Source organism: Pseudomonas pseudonitroreducens (assembly GCF_021603645.1).
GTDB classification, from domain to species: Bacteria; Pseudomonadota; Gammaproteobacteria; order Pseudomonadales; family Pseudomonadaceae; genus Pseudomonas; species Pseudomonas pseudonitroreducens.
This window is the reverse complement of sequence record NZ_BQHJ01000009.1, coordinates 107,164-128,416: the sequence shown is the minus strand read 5'-3', so window position 1 is coordinate 128,416 and position 21,253 is coordinate 107,164. Positions and strand designations below refer to the sequence as shown.

The 21,253-nt window shown below is 65.8% G+C and carries 17 protein-coding genes; all 17 read right to left on the bottom strand.

What is annotated here, in order from left to right; translation table 11 throughout:
• Position 1: 1 nt before the first annotated feature.
• Complete coding sequence (locus L6D89_RS21685) at positions 2–655, bottom strand: DUF1345 domain-containing protein (protein ID WP_236201141.1); 654 nt, start codon at positions 653–655, stop codon at positions 2–4.
• Positions 643–1,479: an aminoglycoside phosphotransferase family protein gene (locus L6D89_RS21680; protein ID WP_236201140.1), complete on the bottom strand. Its 837-nt coding sequence runs from the start codon at positions 1,477–1,479 to the stop codon at positions 643–645. The genes L6D89_RS21685 and L6D89_RS21680 overlap by 13 nt, the downstream gene beginning before the upstream one ends.
• 52 nt (positions 1,480–1,531) lie before the next feature.
• Positions 1,532–1,975 (bottom strand): flagellar export protein FliJ, encoded by a 444-nt coding sequence (fliJ, locus tag L6D89_RS21675; protein ID WP_236173913.1) that lies wholly within the window; start codon positions 1,973–1,975, stop codon positions 1,532–1,534.
• A gap of 136 nt (positions 1,976–2,111) precedes the next feature.
• Entirely contained in the window at positions 2,112–3,467 is a 1,356-nt protein-coding gene (gene fliI, locus L6D89_RS21670) for a flagellar protein export ATPase FliI (RefSeq protein ID WP_236173911.1), read from the bottom strand.
• Positions 3,457–4,245 (bottom strand): flagellar assembly protein FliH, encoded by a 789-nt coding sequence (fliH, locus tag L6D89_RS21665; RefSeq protein WP_236201139.1) that lies wholly within the window; start codon positions 4,243–4,245, stop codon positions 3,457–3,459. Before fliH ends, fliI begins: the two co-directional genes overlap by 11 nt.
• Position 4,246: 1 nt before the next feature.
• Positions 4,247–5,263, bottom strand: a complete 1,017-nt coding sequence (gene fliG / locus L6D89_RS21660; RefSeq protein WP_017520274.1) for a flagellar motor switch protein FliG — start codon at positions 5,261–5,263, stop codon at positions 4,247–4,249.
• Complete coding sequence (gene fliF, locus L6D89_RS21655) at positions 5,256–7,049, bottom strand: flagellar basal-body MS-ring/collar protein FliF (protein WP_236201138.1); 1,794 nt, start codon at positions 7,047–7,049, stop codon at positions 5,256–5,258. The genes fliG and fliF overlap by 8 nt, the downstream gene beginning before the upstream one ends.
• Before the next feature lie 19 nt (positions 7,050–7,068).
• Positions 7,069–7,398: a flagellar hook-basal body complex protein FliE gene (gene fliE / locus L6D89_RS21650; RefSeq protein WP_236173905.1), complete on the bottom strand. Its 330-nt coding sequence runs from the start codon at positions 7,396–7,398 to the stop codon at positions 7,069–7,071.
• A 334-nt stretch (positions 7,399–7,732) separates the two neighbouring features.
• Positions 7,733–9,148: a sigma-54-dependent response regulator transcription factor FleR gene (gene fleR, locus L6D89_RS21645; protein WP_236201137.1), complete on the bottom strand. Its 1,416-nt coding sequence runs from the start codon at positions 9,146–9,148 to the stop codon at positions 7,733–7,735.
• A 5-nt stretch (positions 9,149–9,153) separates the two neighbouring features.
• Positions 9,154–10,383, bottom strand: a complete 1,230-nt coding sequence (locus tag L6D89_RS21640; protein ID WP_236201136.1) for a sensor histidine kinase — start codon at positions 10,381–10,383, stop codon at positions 9,154–9,156.
• Positions 10,384–10,504: 121 nt separating this feature from the next.
• Positions 10,505–11,980, bottom strand: coding sequence for a sigma-54 dependent transcriptional regulator (locus L6D89_RS21635; RefSeq protein ID WP_236173901.1), 1,476 nt, complete (start codon positions 11,978–11,980; stop codon positions 10,505–10,507).
• Between the two features lie 269 nt (positions 11,981–12,249).
• The gene (locus L6D89_RS21630; protein WP_236173899.1) at positions 12,250–12,546 is read right to left on the bottom strand and encodes a flagellar protein FliT; all 297 of its coding nucleotides are present in this window, start codon (positions 12,544–12,546) and stop codon (positions 12,250–12,252) included.
• 14 nt (positions 12,547–12,560) lie between these two features.
• Positions 12,561–12,941 carry a flagellar export chaperone FliS gene (fliS, locus tag L6D89_RS21625; protein ID WP_236173897.1) on the bottom strand — a complete coding sequence of 127 codons (381 nt, stop codon included), beginning with the start codon at positions 12,939–12,941 and terminating at the stop codon, positions 12,561–12,563.
• A gap of 128 nt (positions 12,942–13,069) precedes the next feature.
• Complete coding sequence (gene fliD, locus L6D89_RS21620; protein ID WP_236173895.1) at positions 13,070–14,515, bottom strand: flagellar filament capping protein FliD; 1,446 nt, start codon at positions 14,513–14,515, stop codon at positions 13,070–13,072.
• Positions 14,516–14,598: 83 nt separating this feature from the next.
• The gene (locus L6D89_RS32695) at positions 14,599–14,952 is read right to left on the bottom strand and encodes a flagellar protein FlaG (RefSeq protein WP_309295844.1); all 354 of its coding nucleotides are present in this window, start codon (positions 14,950–14,952) and stop codon (positions 14,599–14,601) included.
• 78 nt (positions 14,953–15,030) lie between these two features.
• On the bottom strand, positions 15,031–16,491 hold the full coding sequence (locus tag L6D89_RS21610) for a flagellin (protein WP_236173891.1): 1,461 nt from the start codon (positions 16,489–16,491) through the stop codon (positions 15,031–15,033).
• 399 nt (positions 16,492–16,890) lie between these two features.
• A complete protein-coding gene (locus tag L6D89_RS21605; RefSeq protein WP_236201135.1) occupies positions 16,891–21,213 on the bottom strand; it encodes a glycosyltransferase in 4,323 nt (1,440 codons plus the stop codon).
• Between the last annotated feature and the right edge of the window lie 40 nt (positions 21,214–21,253).

Below are 21,253 nucleotides of genomic sequence, written 5' to 3'. Positions count from 1 at the left end.
GCTAGCCGACCAGCCCCGCGCCCATGTTGATCGCCAGGCCGAGGACCGCGGTGTTGAACAGGAAGCCGACCACTGAATGGGCCAGCACCACCCGGCGCATTGCCCGCGAGGCGATCTCCACGTCGGAGGTCTGTACCGCCACGCTGAGGGTGAAGGAAAAGTAGAGGAAGTCCCAGTAGTCCGGGTTCTTCTCGCCTTCGGGGAAACGCAGCACCGGCTCCGCCGCAGTGGCCGAGTAGAACTGGCGGGCGTAGTGCATGGTGAAGATGGTGCCGATGAGGAACCAGGAACCCAGCACGGTGCTGGCGGTGAAGGCATAGCGGGCGATCTTCTCGCTGCCGCTGGCGTGCCCGGCGGTGGCCAACTCGACGATGATGGCGCCGAGACTGGCCACGGCGGCCACGATGACCAGCACCAGCACCGCCTCGGCGTTCTCGTCCTCGATTTCCGCCAGTCGGCGCACATCCTTCGGCGCCGCATGCAGGGCGAGCCAGCCGATCAGCAGCACATAGAGCCAGGCCATGCAGTTCCAGCCCAGCAGCACGCGGGTCATCGGCGCGAACCGGTAGCACGCCAGCGCCACCACGACACCGATGACAATGGAAGCGATCAGCCGTGGATGCGCCTGCAGCAGGGCACGGTTCAGGCGCAGCATGACATGCGGTCCAGTTCGGCAGCGGCGAGGTGCGCCACGCTGAGGTCGCTGTCGGCGAGCAGGCCGTCATCGAGGAACCAGGCGGCGGACAGACCGGCAAAGGCCAGTACCCACTCCAGCAGGCGGCGCCGGTCGACGCCGGCGTGCTCGACGATCACGTCCAGTTGGCGGAGCAGGCGCGTGCGCTCTCGGGAGGTAGGCAGGTCCGGGTTGCAGAGCAGGTTGGCGTAGTCGAACAGACGTTCGCCATGGAGCCGCTTGGGGTCGATCGCCAGCCAGCCGCGCGGGCCGAAATCGAGGATGTTGTCGTGGTGTACGTCGCCGTGCAGCAGCGTGCGGTCATGCTCGCTGGCCAGCAGTGCTTCGGCGGTTTCCAGGCAGCGCGGGAACAGCCCGCCGTAGCGTGTGGCAGCGGGAGCGAGGTCACGGAACCATTGGCGCAGGCCGAGCAGCTCCGGCAGCGGCCTGTCGCGCGGCAGGTGCAGGCGCTGTACCACGTCGCAGGCGATTCGGCTGGCCTCGTCGTCCGCGCCGTGCAGTGCCATCTGCATCAGCGAGCGCGAACCTTCGGCGCGTTCCAGCAGGATCGCATCGCCGGCGTGGGCGAACACCTGCGCAGCACCTTCGCCGCCCCACCAGCGCATGACCTGCGCGCCGCCCTGCTCGTCGATGTCGAGAGCCACCTTGATCATCGCCGCACGCCCCTGCCAGCGGACCGGCAGCAGATGGCTGGCATGGGTAATGATGGGCTCGCCCTCCGGGACCAGGTTCCAGAGGCTCAGCAGGTGCTGGAAATCGGCAGGACGCGCGGGCGGCAGTGGCATGAATGGGTTCCGGTCAGGGTTCAGACTGGAGCCTAGCACGGCCACCCGCCGGTCAATCGGGCGCGGGCTTCAGGCGCTGGGCGAATTCGTCCAGTAGCTTCTGCTCGTACTTGTCGGCGGCCACGCGGGCTTCCTCGCGGTAGCGTTCCACCAGCTTGCGCAGGCCTTCCAGGCGGGCGTATTTCTCCTGCCAGGCAGCACGGGCCTTGTCGACGGTGCCCTGGTGCCAGTCCACCGCACGGTTCTGCTGCTCCACCGCGCCTTCGAGCTGGGAAAGGAAGCGCTGGTAGTTGATCAGCCACTGGCCGCTGACGCCCTGCTGGCCGTTGCGGATCCACTGCTGCTGGTAGTCGAAGCGATAGCGCTCGAGTTCGGCCAGCTTGCGCTGCGCCTGCTGCAACTGGTTATGCACCAGGCCGAGCTGGCGCGCCGCCTCGCGCTCGGCCTTGAGCGCCATGTCGACCACCGGGGCCAGGCGTTCGGCGCGGCGGTTCACAAGCGCTTCTCCCGCTGCGTTTTCCGTAGGATGGGTGGAGCGCAGCGATACCCATGCTGCGATTCGCCGCAAGCTGAAAGACGATGGGTATCGCAAGCTCCACCCATCCTACGAGCAGCTTCGCGGAGGCCGGGCATCAGCCGGCCTTGCCGCTGACCACCGCGTCCAGCAGGAGGCGGCTGTCGTCGAGGTTCTGGCTTTCGTCCAGACCCTGGCGCAGGAACTGGCGCATGATCGGGAAGCGCTGAATGGCCAGGTCGGTCTCGGCATCACCACCGGCCACATAGGCGCCGACGCTGATCAGATCGCGGCTCTGCTGGTAGCGCGACCACAACTGCTTGAAGCGCTGGGCGTCGCGCAGGTGCTCGGGCGTGGTGACCTGGGGCATCACCCGACTGATCGAGGCCTCGATGTCGATGGCCGGGTAATGGCCTTCCTCGGCCAACCGCCGCGACAGCACGAAGTGGCCGTCGAGCACACCCCGCGCGGCGTCGGCGATCGGGTCCTGCTGGTCGTCGCCTTCGCTGAGCACGGTGTAGAAAGCGGTGATCGAGCCGCCGCCCTTTTCGCCATTGCCGGCGCGCTCGACCAGGCGCGGCAACTTGGCAAACACCGACGGCGGATAGCCCTTGGTCGCCGGCGGCTCGCCGATGGCCAGGGCGATCTCGCGCTGGGCCTGGGCGTAACGGGTCAGGGAGTCCATCAGCAGGAGGACATTCTTGCCCTTGTCGCGGAAGTACTCGGCGATCCGCGTGCAGTACTGCGCGGCGCGCAGGCGCATCAGCGGCGCGTCGTCCGCAGGTGAGGCGACGACCACCGAACGCTTGAGGCCTTCCTCGCCGAGGATGTGCTCGATGAACTCCTTCACCTCACGGCCCCGTTCACCGATCAGCCCGACCACGATGATGTCGGCCTTGGTGAAGCGGGTCATCATGCCCAGCAGCACGGATTTACCCACGCCGGTACCGGCGAACAGGCCCAGGCGCTGGCCGCGGCCAACGGTGAGCAAGGAGTTGATCGAACGGATGCCGACGTCCATCGGTTCATGGATCGGGTCGCGCGCCAGCGGGTTGATGATCGGGCCGTCCATCGGCACCCAGTCCTCGGCGCGCATGCCGCCCTTGCCGTCCAGCGCGCGGCCGACGCCATCGAGCACGCGGCCGAGCATGGACATGCCCATCGGCAGGCGGCCGGAATCCGGCAGCGGCACCACGCGGGCGCCGGGGGCGATGCCGACGAGGCTGCCCACCGGCATCAGGTAGATCTTGCTGCCGGCGAAGCCCATGACTTCGGCTTCCACCTGCACCGGGTGATAGCCGCCATCGTTGATCACCTGGCAGCGGCTGCCGACGGCGGCCTGCAGCCCTTCAGCCTCCAGCGTCAGGCCGACCATGCGCAGCAGGCGGCCCTCCACCACCGGCTGGGTCGGCAGGCTCACGGCATCGCTGTAGCCCTGCAGGCGCCGGGCGAAGCTGACACGCTCAAGGCGCATCGGTGCTGTCCTGGCCGGCGTCGAGGTTCACCTGCAGGTCAGGCTCCAGTGCGTGGGTCGCCTGGTCGCGCTGCTGTTCGAAAAGCTGCTTCACGGCCTGGGCCAGGCGCGTCTCGACGCTGGCGTCGATGCGCGAGTGTTCGGTCTCGATGCGGCAGCCGCCAGGCAGCAGGCCGTCGTCCTCGATGATCTTCCAGCTTTCCTCGTGGCGATCGCGCAGGCCCTTCACCAGTTCGAAGTCCTGCGGGTTGACCTGGATGCGGATATTGCTGGCGCCCATGGGCAGCAGCTTGAGCGCCTCGCGCAGCACCAGGCGGATCTGGCTGGAGTCGGTGGCCAGCTCGCGCTGCACCACCTGGCGCACCACGTGGGTCACTAGGTTGAGCATGCCCTGCTCGAGCATCTGGTCCTGCTCGGCGATGGGCTCGAGCAGGTGCGACATCAGCGTCTCGAGGTTCTGCAGGCGCGGCTGCAGCGCCGCGTCGGCTTCCTGACGCGCCTTCAGCTGGCCGGCGTGGAAGCCGTCCTTCTCGCCGGTGGAGAAGCCCTCGTTGTAGGCCTCCTGACGGATCGCCTCGAGCTCGTCGAGCGTCAGCGGCTTGACCTCTTCCTCCGGCACTTCCTCGATCTGCGGCTGTTCGTCGAGCTCCGGCTCGGGTTCCGGCTCGGGCTCGGGGGCCGGCCGCGCCGGGTCGAAGCTGGGCAGCGACCAGCGGTCGAAGCCCGCGGTATCCCGCGCGCGAATCAGCTCGCTGAGCTTGTCCTCATCCTTGACCAACTTAGATCATCTCCTCGCCGCCCTTGCCGCCCAGCACGATTTCGCCGGATTCGGCCATGCGCCGGGCAATGGTGAGGATTTCCTTCTGCGCGCCTTCCACTTCGCTGACGCGCACCGGCCCCTTGGCCTCGAGGTCGTCGCGCAGCAGTTCGGCGGCACGCTTGGACATGTTGCGGAAGATCTTCTCGCGGATCGCCTCGTCCGAGCCCTTGAGGGCCAGCACCAGCACGTCGGAGGACACCTCGCGCAGCAGCGCCTGGATGCCACGGTCGTCGACATCGGCAAGGTTGTCGAAGACGAACATCAGGTCTTCGATCTGGCCCGACAGGTCTTCGTCGACTTCGCGGATGGCGTCCATCAGCGCGCCTTCGACCGAGCTGTCGAGGTAGTTCATGATGTCCGCCGCGCGCTTCACGCCGCCCATGGTGGTGCGGGTGGAGTTGGCGTTGCCGGCGAACTGCTTCTCCAGGATCAGGTTCAGTTCCTTGAGCGCGGAGGGCTGCACGGTATTCAGCGAGGACACGCGCAGGATGATGTCCAGGCGCACCTTGTGATCGAAGTGGCTGAGCACTTCGCCGGCCTGGTCCGGGTCGAGGTAGGCGACCACGATGGCCTGGATCTGCGGGTGCTCGTAGCGGATCACGTCGGCCACGGCGCGCGGCTCCATCCACTTCAGGCTGTCCAGGCCGCTGGTATTGCCGCCCAGCAGGATGCGGTCGATGAGGTTGTTCGCCTTGTCCTCGCCCAGGGCCTGGGTGAGCATCTTGCGGATGTAGCTGTCGGCGCCGACGCCCAGGCTGGTCTGGTCACCCACGATCTCGACGAACTCGCCCATCACCTGCTCGACCTGTTCGCGGTGCACGTTGCGCATCTGCGCCATGGCCACGCCGACCTTCTGCACTTCCTTCGGGCCCATGTGGCGCAGCACCTGCGCGGCATCGGTCTCACCCAGGGAGAGCAGGAGGATGGCGGCCTTGTCGACCTTGTTCAGTTTGGCGCTCATGCGGGCTTCACTCATCGGAATTGATCCAGTCCTTCACTACCTGGGCAACGCGCCCAGGGTCCTGGGCGACCAGTGTCTTGATCGCATTCAATTGTGCATCGTACCCCTCGGACGGGCTGGGCAGCAGGATGCTGGCCGGGCCGCCGAGGCTCACGCGGTCCTCGGAGAGTTCGCCCTCCAGACCACCCAACTCGCCCAGGCCACCTTCGCCTGCGGCGCCACCGCCCACCAGGGCCTTGCTCTTGTTGCCCGACAGGTTGTTCAGCACCGGGCGCAGCACGCCCAGCACCAGCACCAGGATGAAGACGATGCCCAGCACCTGCTTGACCACATCCCAGAACCAGGGCTGCGAGTAGAACGGCGGCGCGGCAATTTCATCACCCAGCTCCGGGGCGAACGGTGCGTTGATCACGCTGACGCTGTCGCCGCGGCTGGCGTCATAGCCTACCGCGTCCTGCACCAGGCGGGTAAAGCGCCCCAGCTCGTCGGCGGTCCAGGGCTGGTGGCTGACTTCGCCGGTCTTCGGATCGGCGATCATGCGGTCATCCAGCACCACCGCGACGGAAAGCCGGCGCAGGCGACCCTGCTGCTGCTTGGTGTAACTCACCGAGCGGTCCAGTTCGTAGTTGCGGGTGTTCTGCTGGCGCTTGTCGGTCGGGTACGGCGCCAGTTCCGGCTTGCCGGTCTTCGGATCGATGATCGGCTGGCCGTTGGCGTCCTTGAGCGGCTGGCCGGGCGCGACGAAATCCGCAGCGGCGTTCTGGCCAGTGGTCTGCGGTGCAGTGGCCGGGCCCGGCGGCTGGTTCGACAGCGCCCCCGGCACGCCCTGCGGGCCGTTGCTGTTCTGCCGTTCTTCGTTGTTGCTCTGCTCGCTGCGCAGGGCCGGCTGGTCCGGGTTGAACGACTCGGAGGTGGATTCCACCGCACTGAAGTCAACGTCGGCGGAGACCTCGGCCTTGTAGCGGCCATTGCCCAGCACCGGCGCCAGGATGCTGTGTACGCGCTGGGTGAAGTTGGTTTCCATGCGCCGGGTGAAGTCGAACTGCTTGCCGGCCATGGTCAGCTCGGAGAGCTCCTGCTGGTCGGAGAGCAGGTTGCCCTTCTGGTCGACCACGGTGACCTGGGACTTGTCCAGTTCCGGCACGCTGGTGGCGACCAGGTTGACGATGGCCAGCACCTGGCTCGGCTCCAGGGTGCGCCCCGGATACAGCTCGACCAGCACCGAGGCGCTGGGCTTGCGGTCGTCACGGACGAACACCGAGCTTTTCGGAATCGCCAGGTGCACGCGCGCACCCTTGACGTTGTTCAGGCTGGAAACGGTGCGCGCCAGCTCGCCTTCCAGGCCGCGACGGTAATTGGTCGCTTCCATGAACTGGCTGGTGCCCAGCGCCTGCTCCTTGTCGAGAATCTCGAAGCCGACGTTGCTGTCGGTCGGCGCGAGGCCCGCGCCAGCGACTTTCATGCGCGCCCGGCCCAGGTCGTCGGCCTTCACCAGCAGCGCGCCGGAGTTGGGCTCGATCTTGTAGCCGATGTCGGCGGCGGATAGCGCTTCGACCACCTTGTTGGCGTCGACACCATTGAGGCTGCCATACAGCGGCTTGTAGTCCGGCTGCTGCGACCACAGCACCATGCCGAAACCGATGGCGATGCTCGCGGCAAGGCCAACCAGCAGGCCGACCTGGCGCAGTACCGGCATGTCCGCGAGGTTCTCGAGGAAAGCCAGGCCCAGCAACGGCTTTTTCGGCGCGTCGGCACCGACCTTGGCCGGAACCTGACTGTCAACAACGGAGGCTTGGGACATTACCTACGATCCTCGCCGCTCAAACCGGCATCTGCATGATGTCCTGGTACGCCTGCACGAGCTTGTTGCGTACCTGGGTCATTGCCTGGAAAGAAACACCAGCCTTCTGCGAGGCGATCATCACATCGGTGAGATCGACACCGCTTTGCCCCATCTCGAAAGCGGAGGCCATGTCGGAAGCGACCTGCTGGGTAGCGTTCACCTTGTCCACCGCCTGGCCGAGCATCTGCGAGAAGCTCGGCGCCCCCGGCTCGACCGGCGCGGCCTGCGTCTTCGCCTTGGCCATGGCCTCCATTTGCATGGAACGCATTTCCAGCAACAGACGATTGAACTCGACACCCTGACTCATCACTTACCCCTCCGACTGGCCGCGGTTTTTTGACACTACGCGGCGCTTTGCAAAGGTGATTGCAACTTGGGTGCCAGGTTTTCGGGGTGCAGGAAAAATGCGGATAGAGGCTCTGGAATGGGCATCCTGTGAAAGAAAGCGTCAGTTCCTTTCTGGCCAGCCCCAACGGCCGAGGAACGCATTCCTGTAAGAGCGAGCTTGCTCGCGAATGGCCCGCTGCGAGACCGGTTCGCGAGCAAGCTCGCTCCTACAAGATCGCTTGCGTTCAACTGACGGCACCGCCAAGAAAAGGCCCGCACAAGTGCGGGCCAAGAGGGGGTTGTCAGTCAGTGGCTCAACTGGCGTAGAGGTAAGCCTCCACATCCATGCCCGCATCGCGCATCTGCGCGAGCTTGTAGCGCAGAGTGCGCGGGCTGATGCCCAGGCGCTCGGCGGCCTCCTTGCGCCGGCCGCGCTCGCTGCGCAGGGTGTCGATGATCATCTGGAACTCGCGGCGCTTGAGGTCTTCGCCCAGTTGCCCGGCCTCGGCGGAGACCGGCGACGGAATTTCGACGCTGCCCGGAGCCGGTGCCGCCAGTGCGGACGGAACGGCCGCCAGCAGCGGGCGCGGGGCCAGGCCGATGGGCGCGGTCAGGCACAGGTCGGCGGCCTGCACCTGGCCGCCCTGCTGGAGGATCAGCGAGCGCTGGATGGCGTTGTCCAGTTCACGCACGTTGCCTGGCCAGGGGTGCGCCAGCAAAGCGGCGCGGGCGTCGTCGGCCAGGATTACCGGCGCGTGGTTCATCTTGCGCACGTACTTGGCCAGCAGGCGCTCGGCCAGCGGCAGGATGTCGGCGGGACGCTCGCGCAGCGGGCGCCATGCCAGCGGGAAGACCGACAGGCGATAGTAGAGGTCTTCGCGGAAGCGGCCGGCGGCCACCTCGCCGAGCAGGTCGCGGTTGGTGGTGGCGAGCACGCGGATGTCCAGGCTGATCGGCTTGCGTGCGCCGACGCGTTCCACTTCGCGCTCCTGCAGTACGCGCAGCAGCTTGGCCTGCAGGGCCAGCGGCATCTCGGAGATCTCATCGAGCAGGATGGTGCCGCCATCGGCCAGTTCGAACTTGCCCGGCTGCGCGGCGATGGCGCCGGTGAAAGCACCCTTCTCGTGGCCGAACAGGGTGGCCTCGAGCATGTTGTCCGGAATCGCCGCGCAGTTGATCGCGACGAATGGCTTGCCGACGCGTGGCGACTGCTGGTGAATGTATTGCGCCAGGACTTCCTTGCCGGTACCGGACTCGCCGGAAATGAGCACGGTGGAATCGCTGCGCGCCACCCGGCCAGCCAGCTCCAGCAACTGCCGGCTGGCCGGCTCCAGCGCCACCGGGCCTTCACCGGTGCTGGCCGGCACGGCGCCCAGCGCATGGCGGGCCACCAGTTCCAGCAGCGCACGCGGCTCGAACGGTTTGACCAGGTAATCGGCAGCGCCCTGGCGCATCGCATCCACGGCACGATCGACCGCGCCGTAGGCGGTCATCAGCAGCACCGGCAGGTGCGGGTAGCGCTTGCGGATCAGGCCGAGCAACTGGTGCCCGTCCATGCCCGGCATGTTCACGTCACTGATCACCAGGCTGAAGGCGTCTTTCTCCAGTGCCGGCAGCGCGGCCTCGGCACAATCGACGGCGATGAAATCATGCCCGCCGAGCGACAGGGTGTCACAGAGGGCTTCACGAAGGGCGCGGTCGTCTTCGACCAGCAGGACTTTGGCGGCCATGGAAATCACTCCTCGTGGACGACGGGTTGAGCCAGGATCAACGGCAGGATCAGGGTGGCGCAGGTACCGACTCCAGGGCGCGAGCGCAGGCTCAGCTCGCCCTGGTGGGCCTTGGCGACGGCTTTCACCACGGCCAGGCCGAGACCGGTGCCGGTGGTCTTGGTGGTGAAGAACGGTTCGCCCAGGCGCGCCAGGGTTTCGCCGCTCATGCCCGGGCCGTTGTCGCTGATGGACAGGCGCAGGCTGTTGTCACGCTGGTACAGGTGCACTTTCAGGCGCACGTCGCGGCCGGCAGCCTGGATGGCGTTCTCCACCAGGTTGAGCACGGTGCCGACCAGGGTGTCGCGATTGCACAGCAGTTCGCCCACACGGGCGTCGCACTGCCAGCGCACGTTCAGGCCGGCGACATGGGATTCGGCGGCGGCGCGCAGGCTGGCGAAGAGTTGATTGGGCAGCAGGCGATCGGGCAGCGGCAGTTCGCCCCGGGCGAACACCAGCATGTCGCGCACCTGGCTTTCCAGTTCATGCAGGCGCTCCTTGATGCGGCCGGCGAAACGCTGCTGCTGCTCGACCGGCAGCTCGCCTTCGCTCAGGTGGCCGGCATAAAGCATGGCGGCGGACAGCGGGGTGCGAATCTGGTGGGCCAGCGAGGCGACCATCCGGCCCAGCGCGGAGAGGCGTTCGTGGCGGGCCAGTTGATCCTGCAGGCGACGGGTTTCCGTCAGGTCGTTGAGCAGCACCAGTTGGCCGGGCTCGCCGTTCAACGGGCGGATGGCGATGGACACGCGACGGCCATCGCGCAGGGAAACTTCGTGACCATCGTCGGCGCGCGGGGCAAAGCTGCGGGAGATCACCTCGCGCCAGAGCATGCCCACCAGTGGCTTGCCGAGCAGCGCCACCGCCACCGGATTGGCGTCGCGCACGACACCCTGGCCATCGATCACGATGACGCCGCCGGGCAGCACGTCGAGCAGGCTTTGCAGCCGGTTGGCCAGGCGCTCCTTCTCGGCCAGCTCCTGCATGCGCTGCGCGCTGACCAGGGCAAGTTCACCCTTCAGCTCGGTGACGCGGGCTTCCAGCAGGCTGTAGGACTGGTTGAGCTGGCTGGACATCTGGTTGAACAGCGCGAAGGTCTGCTCCAGATGGGCACGGCTCTGCTGCTCCACTGGCACCTGCAGTGGATCTGCAGTGACCTGGGAAGCAAGTTCAGTCTGGCGATTGGGGGCGGGCATCATGCGGGTTTCCTCATCCGTCCGACGGCGTGAATCTGTCGGTCGGATGAGTCTTAGCAAACCCCGTGCCTAAAATTTACTCGTTATATTTCAATGACTTGAAAATACGAGCACGACGGAAGCGTCAATCCTCCGCCATTTCCTCTTCGCGACGGCTCATGCCGTACTTGCGCATCTTCTCCACCAGGGTGGTTCGGCGGATGCGCAGGCGTTCGGCGGCGCGCGCGACCACGCCGCTGGCGTCGTCGAGCGCCTGCTGGATCAGGCCCTGTTCCAGGTTGGCCAGGTAATCCTTCAGGTCGATGCCTTCGGCCGGCAGCATGGCCGGCGAGTCGAGACCCGGCAGCCCGGCGGTGATCGCCGCGCGCTCTTCCAGTTCCTCGCGCAGGCTGGTCGCCAGTTGCTCGTCCTCGTCGTCGACGTGTCGGAACTTCTTCGGCAGCTCGCCCACGCCGATCACGCCATAGGGATGCATGATCGCCAGGCGCTCGACGAGGTTCGCCAGCTCGCGCACGTTGCCCGGCCAGTCGTGGCGGCAGAGCGACATGATGGCGGCGGAGTTGAAGCGGATCGAACCGCGCTTCTCGTGCTCCATGCGCGAGATCAGTTCGTTCATCAGCAGCGGGATGTCCTCCACACGCTCACGCAGCGGGGCCATCTCGATGGGGAAGACGTTGAGGCGGTAGTACAGGTCCTCGCGGAAACTGCCGTCCTCGATCATCTTCTCGAGGTTCTTGTGGGTCGCGGCGATGATGCGCACGTCGACGTTCTGCGTCTTGTTGCTGCCCACGCGCTCGAAGGTGCGCTCCTGCAGCACGCGCAGCAGCTTGACCTGCATCGGCAGCGGCATGTCGCCGATCTCGTCGAGGAACAGGGTGCCGCCATTGGCCAGTTCGAAGCGCCCTGCCCGGCTGGTGATGGCGCCGGTGAAGGCGCCTTTCTCATGGCCGAACAGTTCGCTTTCCAGCAGCTCCGCGGGGATCGCGCCGCAGTTGACCGGTACGAAGGGCGCGTCGCGGCGCTTGGAGTGGTAGTGCAGGTTGCGCGCCACCACTTCCTTGCCGGTGCCGGACTCGCCGAGGATCAGCACGCTGGCGTCGGTGTCGGCGACCTGCTGCATCATCTGCCGCACCTGCTGGATGGCACGGCTGGTGCCGACCAGGCTGCGGAACAGGTTCGGCTCGCGCTGGCGGCCACGCTCGCGGGCCTGGTCGTACATCTCGCGATAGACCTGGGCGCGGTGCAGGGAGTCGAGCAACTTGTTGTAGCTGGGCGGCATCTCGAGGCTGGCCAGCACGCGGCGGCGCAGCTCTTCGGGCCACTCGTTGGGCACCGGCTCGCCCATCAGCAGGACGGGCAGGTATTCGTCCCAGGCCGCGAGCTGCTTGAGCAGCTCCAGCGCCCCGCCCTTGCTCTCCACAGCGCCGACCAGCACGCAGAGTACGTCACGGCTGCCATTGGGCAGCGGCTCGACGACCTGACGCCAGTCACGGCTGTTGCACGACAGCTGGTCTTCACCCAGGAAGCTGATGATCACCGAGAGGTCCCGGCAACGGTCCTGGTTGTCATCGATCACGAGGATTTTGGTTTCGCGCCACATCTTAGCTTGTCATCCCGGGCTTGAAGGCCGTCCTACGGCGGCTGACACGACCTGGCCACAGCACAATTTCCTCGTGCTAGCCAGCATTTGGCCACTAGTTAAGTCAAAATTGTGGCTCGAGTCAAATTTATGGCGTGTTTTTTTTGGTGCAGCCCGACGAAGGGTGTTGATCCCTGTCATGGCAATTGAAGTGCAGCGTAGTTCGAAGCGGAGGCGGCGGCCACCGGCACCTGGCCGATCACCGCCGAAAGAGAGCCGATCCGGAAGGATCAGCCAAACATCTGATAAACCTTGGCACCCTTGCTGGAGCGATGCACGGCGGTCAGCTCCGCGCCGATGGCGGTGCGCTGGGCGGTGCACACCTGGACCAGTTCGGCATACAGCGCCAGCAACTGTTCCATGGTTTCGCGCAGGGCCTGCTCGTCGCGCTCGGCGTCCTGCATGGCCACGTCGACCTGCTCGCGGCACTGCCGGTCGAGGTCGCCAATGGCTTCCCAGTCCTTGTTGTGCATGGCGGCGCTCAGGGCGGCGCGAGTCTCGTTGAGTTGAAGCATGGCCTGGCTCATGACTAATCCTTCCTTCAGGCGGCGATAGCGTCCCAGCCCGATTTTACCTCACGCAGCAGACCCGAGACTTCGTCGAGGATCGCCGCGTCGCCGTTGCGGTTGGCCTCCAGCAGACGCTCGGTCATGTAACCGTAGAGGCGGTCCAGATTCAGCGCCAGTTCGCCACCCGCTTCCGCGTTCAGTGCTTCGCGCAGGCCGCCGACGATGCCGATGGCCTTGCTGATCAGCTCGCCGCGTTCGGCCATCTGGCCGCGCTCGATGGCGCCACGGGCCTGGGCCAGACGCTCCAGTCCGCCCTGCATGAGCAACTGGATCAGGCCGTGCGGCGAGGCTTCGGCGACGCGCGCTTCCAGGCTGACTTGCTGGTATTGCTTCATGGCTTTCATGGCGTACATGGCAGGCTCCTGCTGCAAATTCTCTTACTGACCAAGGTATCGGCCGGTATTGCAGGAGCTTTATCGTCGGAGGCAATTTTTTTTCGAGGCGGGCGCGGCGCTGCTGTTGCCGCGCCCGCTCAGGGGAATCAGCTCTTGTTGGCGAAGGGCATGCTGTTGAGCTGGGAAAGCAGTTGGTCGCCGGTCTTGCTCAGTTGCGCCACCAGGTTGTCCATGGCGGAGAACTGCTTGTTCAGGCGGTCCTGCAGCGCGGCGATGCGGGTGTCCAGGTCCTTCTGCTGCTTGTCGACGCTGCTGATGGTCTTCTGCAGCATGTCGGTCCGCTGGTCGAGGATACCGGCCGAATCGGTGTAGGGCTTCAGGCGGGTGGTCAGGCGCGAGGCCAGGCCATTGTCGCCGGTGAAGTAGGCGGCCACGCCTTCGAAGTCGGTGCTGACGGCCTTGGTCAGTTTGTCGTCGTTGATCTTCAGGGTGCCGTCCTTGGGATCGGTGGTGATCCCCAGGCTGGCCAGCGTGTTGTAGGTGCCGCCGCCTTCGCCCGGAGTGGTGATCTCGCTGCGCACGGCACTGAGCAGCGAACGCACGGACGAGTCACCCACCAGCGCGCCGGTGACCGGTGTTTTATCGTCACCGACCGAAGTCACCTTGGTCTGCGTGTTGGTGAAGGAGATCAGGGTGTTGTAGGCGTCGACGAACTTCTGCACGTTCGCCTTCACCCCGGCCTCGTCGCGGGCGACGGTCAGGGTCACGGGCGTATCCGCGGCGGTCACCTTGGTGAGGTTGATGCTCACGCCCTCGATGGCCGAGGTGACGGTGTTGGTGTCGCTCACCACCGACAGGCCGTCGACGGTCAGCTTGGCGCTTTGCGCCTTGGTCACATAGCCGCCCAGCCCGGCCGCCTTCTCGGCGTCAGTCAGCGAGGCCAGGCTCTTGGCGGTGCTCGGGTCGAAGGCCAGCTTGCTCAGGCTGGTGTCGCCGTCGCTGCCTTCGCCGGAAATCGCCACCTTGATGTCCTTGCCGTCACCGGACTTGGTGCTGTTGAGCACCAGGCGCGAACCGGAGGAGTCGGTGACGATGGTGGCCGTCACGCCGGAGGTGGAGGATTGCTTGTTGATCGCGTCGCGCACCCCGCCCAGGGTGTTGTTGCTGCTGTCGATCTGCAGGTCGAGGACTTCGGTATCACCCAGCGAGATGCTCATCCTGCCGCTGTTGAACTTGGCGTCGGCGCTGTTGGCGATCGACTGCAGGGCCACCTTGCTGCTGGCGGCCAGCTGCGAGACCTGGATCTGATAACTGCCGGCGGCGGCACTCTGGCTCGCGGTGGCCTTGAACACGCTGTCATCGGAGGACTTGGCGGTACGCGCGAGGAACGACGAAGGGCTGTTGAGGGTGCTCAGCGCGGTCTGGAAGGCGCTGATGGCACTCTTGAGCGAACCGAGGGAGGTGAGCTTGGTGGTGGCGTTTTTCTCCAGCGTGTCCAGCTGGGTCTGCTTGGGCGCCTTTTCCAGTGCGACGATCGACGAGATCAGGCTCGAATAATCGTTGCCCGTCGCGATTCCGGTTACACCTGCCATGTTCCACCTCCGTCAAAATTCTGCGTGCAATGATCCTTGCCGGATAACCAGAGCAAGCACCATGCCAAGAGTCCTTGGCCCAGTCAGGCCTGCGCTTCGAACATCAGGCTGCGCATATCGTCGAGCTGGGCGGCAAGCTTCAGCACTTCCTCGGAAGGAATTTGCCGCACCACCTTGCCGGATTCGCCGTCGATGACCTTCACCACCACTTCGCCGGTGGAGTCGTCGATGCTGAAATTCAGGTTGCGCGTCACCGACTGAGCATAGGACTGCATGCTCTTCACGGCCGAATCGATCTGGCCACGCTTGTCGGCAGCGCTGACCGCATCCGCAGGCTGCACTTCGCCGGCGGCGCGGGGGGTTGCCGTCGGGTTCGGCGTGGCGGTGCCGCGCGCGCTACCCAGCAGGCTGGTCGAAGCGATGTTCACGATATCCATCTTCATCCCCTCGGAAAAGGCAAAAAGGAGGAAGGGTTTCCCCCTCCTCCTGTGGCTGCCTCAGAACTCGCTCCGGTATTAACGGAGCAGGCTGAGTACCGACTGCGGCAGCTGGTTGGCCTGGGCCAGGATCGCGGTACCAGCCTGTTGCAGCACCTGGTTCTTCGACAGCGACGCGGTTTCGGCGGCGAAGTCGGTGTCCTTGATGCGGCTACGGGCGGAGGTGGCGTTTTCCGCGATGTTGGTCAGGTTGTCGATGGTGTTGGTGAAGCGGTTCTGCACGGCACCGAGGTCGGCACGCTGGGAGTCGATCGCGGCCAGGGCGTTGTCGATCACCGAGACGGCACGCTGGGCGCCATCGGCGGTGGAGATATCCACATCGGCGACGGTGGACAGGGTGGCCTTGCTGGCGCCGAACACACCGCTGGAGGTGCCGGTCAGGGCGTAGGAGGTGGAGGAGTTCAGCTGTACGTAGCCGATCGCCTTGCCGCCTGCCGCTGCCACGTTGGTGGAGGTGCCGAAGGTGCCGTCGGAGCCCTGGGAAGCCACGTCGATGGTACCGGTGGCGCCAGCGGAGTCAGCACCGAAGACGATGTTCTCGCCGGTAGCCGAAGTGATGGTCACCTTGTCGGTCTTGGCGTCGTAGTTGGCGCTGACGTTCAGTTTGCCGGCGTTGGAGTTGATCTGGTCGGCCAGGTCCTTGGTGCTGGTGACACCGACGATGGAAACCTGCTGGCTACCAACCGACAGGCTGAAGCTGGCGGCGCCGGAGGTGATGTTCACGTCAGCCTGAACCACGTTACGGGCAGTGGCGGACAGACCGGAGATGGCGCCGTCGAAGTTGCTGGCGATGTCCTTGGCGCTGTCGCCCGAGGCGACCGCAACGGTCTTGGTTTCGCCGTTGCCGACCACGGTGATGTTGGTGGCAGTGAAGCCTGCACCGCTACCGACGACGCTGGAAGTGGTGGTGGTACCAGCAGCCGAAGCACCGGTGCTGTTGGTCGAAGCGCCGCCACCGACCTGGTACGAACCCAGGGAAGTGGAAGAGGCGTTCTTCAGGGTCACGTCGATGGTTTCGTAGGCGTTGGAACCGACCTGGAAGCTGGTGGTGCCAAAGGAACCGTCGAGCAGCTTGCGACCACCGAAGGTGGTGGTGTCGGCGATACGGCTCAGTTCAGCCTGCTGGGCAGCCACTTCTTTCTGCAGGGCGGCACGGTCGGCGTCGCTGTTGGAGCCGGTGGCGGACTGGATGGACAGGTCGCGGATACGCTGCAGGATGTTGGTGGACTGCTGCAGGGCACCTTCAGCGGTCTGCGCCAGGGAGATACCGTCGTTGGCGTTGCGGGTAGCCTGGTTCAGGCCACTGATCTGGCTGGTCAGACGGTTGGAGATCTGCAGGCCGGCGGCGTCGTCTTTGGCGCTGTTGATGCGGTAGCCGGTGGACAGACGCTGCAGCGAGGTGTTCAGCGCGTTGGACGAACCGTTCAGGTTGCGCTGGGTGTTCAGAGAGGCAATGTTGGTATTGACGGTAAGGGCCATGATGGTCTCCTTCAGTGGTCCTGTTAGTTCCTGAGCTTGCGATATCTCGGCCTGCTTGCTCAGGTACCCCAAGAATTCGCATACGTCCTACTTATCGGCGCCCCTGCGAAGAGCTTTAGAAAAAAACAGGAAGTTTTTTTTCCTGTTGGTTTTCAGCTTGTTAGCTGACCTTCGCAGAGAGTTCCAGGCGCCTTCGAGGAAGATTTTCCTGCCGCTTGCGCCAGCATTTCGCGGGTCCGCGGCGGGCAGTGCCAGCACGGACTCCCAGCAAATCGGCGGGCGCGGCCATTCCTTTAGGAGAACTTCGCGACACGTCGCCAGTGGCCCGGCGTGCCGGCCAGGCAAAAAGAAAGGGCCCCCGGTCTCCCGGCGGCCCTTCTGGTCAGGCGCGTGGCCGGATCAGTCCGGCAGCCAGGCGCGCCCCCAGTTCAGCAGGTTTTCGCCTTCCAGCATCCAGTCGCGGCGCACCCTGGCTTGCAGCTCGTCGCCGATCCGCGCCGTGGCGTCGAGGTCGGACAGGTGCATGCGGATCGCGTCGACCCAGTCGCGGTAGCGGTTCTTCACCCGCGTCACCGGCAGATCGCCGCGATAGCAGAGCACATCGCTGCACACCACCGGGAACCCGAGCACGCCGTACTCGAGCAGGCGCAGGTTGCTCTTGCAATCGTTGAAGCGGTTCTGCTCCAGCGGCGCCAGCGCCAGGTCCAGGTCCAGCGAGGCCAGGCGCTCGGGGTAGTCCGCAATGGCGACGCCCGGGTAGTACTCGCTGACATAGGGCCGCAGCTTGTCCGGACAGAGGCCGAAGAACACCCAGTCGACCTCGTCGGCCAGGTCGCGGACCACATCGGCGATGAGCTCCAGATCACCGGTATGCCCTACCCCGCCGGCCCAGCCGACACGCGGCTTGCGGCCAATGCGGCGGCGGCTGGTGCGGCCTTCCCACCAGTCGACCGGCAAGCGGTTGGGCAGCACGCGGATGTCGCTGTGCAGATCGGCCAGGGATTCGGCCAGCGCGTCGGTGGAGACCACGAAGCGGTCGCACATCGATACCGCGCGCCGCAGCGAGCGCAGGATGTCCCTGGGCATCTCGTCGCGGTGCAGGCTCTTGAGCGGCAGGTTGGGCAGGTAGTCATCGAGTTCATAGACGCGGAAGCTGCGGTTGAACGCCTTCATCTGCTCGATGGCATCGAGCTGCGCGTCAGTCACCTGGCGCTGCAGTACCACGCTGTCGGCGTCGAAACGCTGCAGTTCCACCGGGTCCAGCAGGTTGCTGCTCAGCGCACCTTCCAGCAGACCTTGCCGCTGCATCGCCAGGAACGGTTGCCGCACGCGGTAGTGACCGCAGCCAGTGGCGTCGGCCGGATAGGCCACCACGCGCGGCATCAGCGGCTGCACGAAGGGCTGCCAGGCGACGCCTCGAGCGACGTCCAGTTCGAAGCCGGCACGCTGCAGGCTCAGGTTCGGGTTGTAGGCCGGGTCCTGCGCCAGCAGGGGCAGCCACTTGCGGTACATGGCCTGCTGCTCGCCGCGGAAGCGACGCAGCTTGGCTTCGCGCTGATCCGCGGCCAGTTCGCGCTGGCTCACGCTGCCCTCGTGCAGCAACGCGGCGTAGGGCGTCCACAGGGTCAGGTAGCCCGCCTCGCGCACCTTCAGGCAAAGGTCGACGTCGTTGTAGGAGACCTTGAAGTCCACCTCGTCCATGCCCCCGACAGCCTCGTAGACCTCGCGACGGATCAGCAGGCAGGCCGCGGTGACCGCGCTGTAGTCCTGGTCCACCAGCAGCCGCTGCATATAGCCGGCAGCGTGTTGCGGATCGCCAATGAACGGATGGTCGGCCGGGCCGTTCAGGCCGAGGATCACCCCGCCATGCTGGATGCGCCCGTCCGGGTAATGCAGCTTGGCGCCGACAATCCCGACCTCGGGGCGACGACCGTGGTTGAGCAACTCGTCGAGCCAGTCGGCGTCGACCACTGCCGTATCGTTGTTCAGCAGCACCAGGTACTCGCCCTTGGCTTCGCGTGCCGCGGCATTGTTGATCGCCGAGAAGTTGAACGGTCCCGGATAGCGCAGCACACGCACCTGGGCGCTGCCCATCGACTCGATGCCGGCGAGCCACTGGCGGGCTTCTTCGGTCTGGCTGTCGTTGTCGATGATGAGGATCTCGAAGTGCTCGTAGCGGGTCTTCTCGAGGATGCTCTCGACGCAGCGGCGCAGGATGGCCAGCTGGTCCTTGGTCGGGATCAGGATCGAGACCAGCGGTTGCTGCGGATAGTCGTAGCGAATCCGGTTGACCCCCGGCGTCACGCCGGCCTGCAGTGTGTGCGGTACGCCCAGCCGTGCCAGGTGGGCGGCGATCAGCGCCGCGCCATGCTGGCGAACCTCGTCGCTGACCAGCCACTCGGCGAACGGCACGGCGGCGTGGCAGAGCACTTCGGCGACGTGGCCAACGCTGTCCAGGCCGAAGGTTTCCGCGGCGCGCAGTTGCAGGTCCTGTACACAGAGCCCGGCGAACTCGGCGCGCAGGCCGCCCAGCTCGTCCAGGCATTCGCGCGCTACGCAGAGATTGCGCCCGGTGTAGGGGTAGCTGCGCAGCAGGTCGAGGTTGAAGTCCGGCTTGAAGATCGGCGTATGGCTCTGGTCACCCTCCAGCCGGTCCTCGTCGACGTAGTAGCAGCGCGCCGGCAGGCCCGAGAGGATGCGATCGGCCAGCAACAGCAACGCGTGCTCGGCCAGGCGGTCACCCGCCGGCAGCAGGTAGAACCACTCTGCGTCACTGCCGGCCAGGTGCCGGGCGACACGTTCCCAGAACTGCTGGGGGGTTTCCCCCGCCTCACCAGGCAGCCAGGTGGAGGGCACCGCCAACTGCTGTGCGGCGACACTGGCAAGGCTGCTCTGCGCGGCAGCCTCTGCCCCTCCCAGCACCACGACTTCGAAGCGCGGGCCGGGGTGATCGCCCAGGCGCCGCTGGAAAGCGCTCAACTGCTGCGCGCTCAGGCGGTGGCAATAGCGGAACTCCACCGGCGTGACGGGGCCGGCGCCAGCACCGGCGCGCTCGCGATCCAGCTCGGCGAGAAATTCCGCACGCGCCTGCTGCACGCTGCCATCGGTCTCGATGGCATGCCGTTCATAGAGGCGACGGAACAAGGCGGGGAAGTTCTTGCGCTCGCGCGCGCTCATGCGCTGCTCGGGGTTTTCCTGACGAACATGAACCTGCACGGTTTCTTCGGCGACATGGCTGAAGCGGCGGCCGACGGACAGGCGCAGGAGCATGTCCCAATCCTCCAGCGCGCTGAGCCCTTCATCGAAACCACCGACCTCGTCGATCCAGCTGCGCGGGTGGGTCCAGGCATTCACCGGGATGAAGTTCTGCACCTGCAGACGGGCCAGGTCGAACTCGCCATGGACCGGCGAAGACTGCCGGGACAGCTCCTGGCGGCGTCCGCCCTCCAGGCTTTCGAGCACGTAGCGGGTGTCGGTATAGACCAGGCACTCGGCATCGGCATGGGCCGCGGCGTGCCGCTGGAAGTGCTGCGGCAGCAGCGTGTCATCGTCGTCCAGGTAGGCCAGGTAACGCCCGCGGGCCTGGCGGATCGCGGCATTGCGGGCGGCGGAAAGGCCACTGTTGCGCCCCAGCCGCAGGTAGCTGATGGGAAATTCGTAGCCCTGCAGCAACTGCTCCACCGGCTCGCCGCAATCATTGACCAGTACCACCTCGAAGTCCTGGAAGGTCTGTGCTGCCAGGCTTGCCAGGGCATCGCGAAGGAGCTCGGGACGGTTGAAAGTGGTCAGGATCACCGAGAACAACGGCTCCGCCCTGGCAGCGGCGGCCGGCGTGTCGAAGAGCTGGCGCCGAATTGCCGCGCTGCGCTCGCGCACCTGTTCGCGAACCTCGCTCGAGGCACCGTTCAGGCGCTGCTGGAAGAGATTCCAGATGGGCTCGGCAGCCGCCCGCAGGCGCGGCAGCAGGTCCGGCTGCGCGAGGCAGTATTCCAGCAGGAAGGCATGCTCGAGCGTCGGCCCATCACCGCTGTAGAACGTCTGGGAAATCTGCCCGGAGTGCACCCGGTAGCCCACGGTCGGGCGCCGCACGAAGACGAAATCCGGCGCCACCCGGGCAATGCGAATCCAGAACTCCCAGTCGCCGGCGATCATGCCCTCGTGCAGCAGGCGACCGTTCTCCAGGCGAATCCGCTCGTACACCGAACGGCGCAGCATGACCGCGGAGGGGGTGATGTAGTTGTCGTGGCGAAGCAGGTCGACCACCTCGTCGCGGCCGCCCACATAGGACCGCGTGGCATGCGCGGGGTGCTCGGCATAGCGCACCAGGTTGCCGTGCTCGTCGATCCAGTTGCACTGGCTGTAGGCAAGCGCGGCTTGTGGATGGTCTTCCAGCGCCTGGAACAGCGACTGCAGGTGACCCGGATAGAGGAAATCGTCGGAGCCCAGCACCACGACGTAACGGCCGCGGCCCGACTCGAAACAGCGGGTCGCGTTGCCGACCACGCCGAGGTTCTGCGGGTTGACCTCGAAGTGATAATGCTCGCGCCCTTCGTAGCTGCGCAGGATGTCCAGGCTGTCATCTTTCGAGCAGTCGTCGAAGACCAGTACCTCGAAGCTCACGCCACGCTGGGCAAAGATCGAGTCGAGCGTCTGCCGCAGGTAAGCCGCGTTGTTGTAGGACATCACGGCAACGGTGATATCGGGGACCGACTGTGGGTTCATTGACTTCCTCTCACGCCCGCCGCATCGATGCGGCGGGACC

Excerpts from the sequence above, each read along its gene's own strand:
- fliD (WP_236173895.1), bottom strand. The coding sequence starts at position 14,515 with ATGGCAGGTGTAACCGGAATCGCGACGGGCAACGATTATTCGAGCCTG.
- L6D89_RS21680 (WP_236201140.1), bottom strand. The coding sequence starts at position 1,479 with ATGCCACTGCCGCCCGCGCGTCCTGCCGATTTCCAGCACCTGCTGAGC.
- fliG (WP_017520274.1), bottom strand. The coding sequence starts at position 5,263 with ATGAGTGAAGCCCGCATGAGCGCCAAACTGAACAAGGTCGACAAGGCC.
- fliF (WP_236201138.1), bottom strand. The coding sequence starts at position 7,049 with ATGTCCCAAGCCTCCGTTGTTGACAGTCAGGTTCCGGCCAAGGTCGGT.
- L6D89_RS21610 (WP_236173891.1), bottom strand. The coding sequence starts at position 16,491 with ATGGCCCTTACCGTCAATACCAACATTGCCTCTCTGAACACCCAGCGC.
- fliI (WP_236173911.1), bottom strand. The coding sequence starts at position 3,467 with ATGCGCCTTGAGCGTGTCAGCTTCGCCCGGCGCCTGCAGGGCTACAGC.
- L6D89_RS21605 (WP_236201135.1), bottom strand. The coding sequence starts at position 21,213 with ATGAACCCACAGTCGGTCCCCGATATCACCGTTGCCGTGATGTCCTAC.
- fleR (WP_236201137.1), bottom strand. The coding sequence starts at position 9,148 with ATGGCCGCCAAAGTCCTGCTGGTCGAAGACGACCGCGCCCTTCGTGAA.
- fliS (WP_236173897.1), bottom strand. The coding sequence starts at position 12,941 with ATGTACGCCATGAAAGCCATGAAGCAATACCAGCAAGTCAGCCTGGAA.
- L6D89_RS21630 (WP_236173899.1), bottom strand. The coding sequence starts at position 12,546 with ATGAGCCAGGCCATGCTTCAACTCAACGAGACTCGCGCCGCCCTGAGC.
- fliE (WP_236173905.1), bottom strand. The coding sequence starts at position 7,398 with ATGAGTCAGGGTGTCGAGTTCAATCGTCTGTTGCTGGAAATGCGTTCC.
- L6D89_RS21640 (WP_236201136.1), bottom strand. The coding sequence starts at position 10,383 with ATGATGCCCGCCCCCAATCGCCAGACTGAACTTGCTTCCCAGGTCACT.
- L6D89_RS21685 (WP_236201141.1), bottom strand. The coding sequence starts at position 655 with ATGCTGCGCCTGAACCGTGCCCTGCTGCAGGCGCATCCACGGCTGATC.
- L6D89_RS32695 (WP_309295844.1), bottom strand. The coding sequence starts at position 14,952 with ATGGATATCGTGAACATCGCTTCGACCAGCCTGCTGGGTAGCGCGCGC.
- L6D89_RS21635 (WP_236173901.1), bottom strand. The coding sequence starts at position 11,980 with ATGTGGCGCGAAACCAAAATCCTCGTGATCGATGACAACCAGGACCGT.